The sequence below is a fragment of the uncultured Methanobrevibacter sp. genome, assembly GCF_937898925.1.
Taxonomy (GTDB): Archaea; Methanobacteriota; Methanobacteria; order Methanobacteriales; family Methanobacteriaceae; genus Methanobrevibacter.
The window spans coordinates 1-2,596 of record NZ_CALDKF010000088.1 but is presented as its reverse complement, the minus strand read 5'-3'; the positions used below and the strand labels follow the sequence as shown (position 1 = coordinate 2,596).

Sequence of the window (2,596 nt, the reverse complement as noted above, 5' to 3'; positions counted from 1 at the left end):
TAACCAACAAGCAACAATAATAAGGCAACAATGCAGATGACACCTAACTGAAGATAATCAACAGACTTTACAGCTAGATTATTCCGTTCATTAATCTCATAAGCGTTAGGGTCAGCTGCAGAGCTGCCACTATCACCAGGACTGGCAGCACTTATGCTAGGAGCAGCATCACCGCCAACACCTGGAGCGGTATCCCTATCTGAACCTAAAACCATATCACTATTAGAATCAGATCCATTTCCAGAAACACCGCTTCCATGCCTGCCATTGCCATTGTTTGTCCCGCCAGAACTGCCATTGGTGTTCCAAGGAGCTGTGCCGTTGCCCTTATCATCAGTCAAGCCAGTACCATTGGAACCCTCACGATAATACCTAGGAACAACAATCCTTGGAACCAAACCCTTATGATTTTTCAGCCAATCAGGCAAATCATCCGGATTTAAGGTATTCCTGAAAACACCATCAGTATTGTTACGGATAGTATTGTTATAACCAGCACCAACACGAACTGCACGATTACCGCTGGAAGTTTCGGAATTCAGCACATTATTTGCAATGATTGAATCAACAACCATAGAATCTGTGCCTGATAGGGAAACGGCATATCTGCCATTGGTTGTCACATTATTGTACTGGATATTGTATTTATGGTCTCCCTTAGTATTTTGGGAGTAGCTTATTCCATAAATATTGTTGGAACTGCTGTAATTTCCTATGTTGTTCACTATGATTGTATTGTTCCAGATTAGGTCATCTGAATCCTGAACCTCAATACCTGCAACCAAAGCCCAATAGTGAGTGCTAGCCAAACCGGTCACATTTATGAAGTTGCTGATCATGTAATTCTGTGTTTGACCATAATAATTCATGGAATAGATTCCACAGTTAGGGCCGAAATTAGCAGTGGTCAGATTATTGTAGGCAATCATAACACCTTTGGAAGGACCATTTACTTGTATCGGATATGCAGTTCCCATACCTGCACGGCCACCGGTAGTTTTGATGTCAATCTTATTGTGGACTATAGTGACATTATTTGAGAAATACAAGTCGATTCCCTGCAAATAATTGTCCTTGCCGTTCTTGCTGTCGAAATCCTCAACATGAATATCATTGCCTTCTATAGTTGAATTGCTGCAATCATAAATCACAAGAGTATCCAAGGTAGGATAGCTACTGCCCCCGCCATTTACTGAGGAAAACACCTTATTATTTGAAAATGTCAAATTAGGAGAGGACTGTGCAACAAAAACGCCGACAGACTCCATGCTCACGCCTCCGAAAATATCAAAAGCATAATTGACGGCACGCAAAGGAAGGGAGGAATTTATATTGTTGCCATAAACCATTGCATTTTCAACTTGGTCTATAAATATACCATAATCCCAGCCCCCATGCAGGTTGTTTCCTACAAAGTTAATGGTATTGTTTGCTAGAGTGAAATTCTCTATCTTGTCTCCACTTGCGCCTTCAGCATAAATGCAGAATCCGCTGGTGGCTTCCGGAACAGCATAATTGATAGTGCAGTTATAGATAGTGCAGTTGTCTCCAAGCACTAATATGCCTGCATTGTCATTGCCGGAAAATTCCCTGTTCCATAGGAAATTAAGTCCAGTGAGCATTATATTGTTGGACTCGAGGCAGAATGCAGTATTGACCAATAAGGAATTGTTTCCGATGATAGTGACATTGGAAGACTTGATGTCCAATATGCCCCTATCAATGAATTCTCCATTGAAGACCAATATTGAATCAGCATACTCTTCCTTTAAAAAGCCCCCATCAAAGAAGGAATCCAGATTATCATTATCCACATAATGGACATTATCAAGTGAATCCCCCAAAGCGGACTTTCCATTAATATTTGAAGACTCATCCCCAATACCAGAGCTTTTTAAGGAAGAGTTGGATCTTGAATCCGCATCGTTTAAAGAAGAATCAGAACACAAAACCAAATCATCCCCAATGGCACCATCATTCAAATCAGATGAAATGAGATCATCCGAATCAGATGCAGATGAAATATCATTATCCATGATATCAACTGCAGAAGCGGAAGACATGCACAACAATATTATCAATGCCAATGAAGACAATATTACATATTTGCTAGTTTTTTGCATTTTAGATTCAACTACCTAATATAATAATTATTTTTGATAAATATGAACTTTAGATTTTAAATAGAAGAAGAAAAATAATATTCTCCTTCCCCTATCTAAAACTACCAAACTAAAAAACTTTTTTCTATTATAAAAAAAGTCTTGTTGAGGTTTTAAACTTTGAAGCTTTCAATAAATTCATAAAATTCTAAATAAATCTTCCCTAAATTAAAGAAAATTTATTTATTATTCCAACCACTTGGATTAGAATAAGAAATAAATCCTCAATAAACTGTCCATATTTCCTCTTAAAAAAATATAAAAGGATTAATAGATCTAAAAGAGGTTTAGACCTATTAATTCAAAATTTTAAATTCTTTTTCATCATTTATTTGATGGTTATTGTTGCCTTTTTGCTTACTGCCTTGTAGGTAGTGTCTCCTGCAAACTTAGCGGTAGCAGTGAATTTGCCTTTTTTCTTGATGACAATCTTT

General features: G+C 37.6%; 1 protein-coding gene. It reads right to left on the bottom strand.

Going from position 1 to position 2,596, the window contains the following annotated elements; genetic code table 11:
• On the bottom strand, window positions 1-2,123 hold a 2,123-nt coding region (locus Q0409_RS07155), incomplete at its 3' end, for a right-handed parallel beta-helix repeat-containing protein (RefSeq protein WP_298536455.1).
• Window positions 2,124-2,596: the final 473 nt, after the last annotated feature.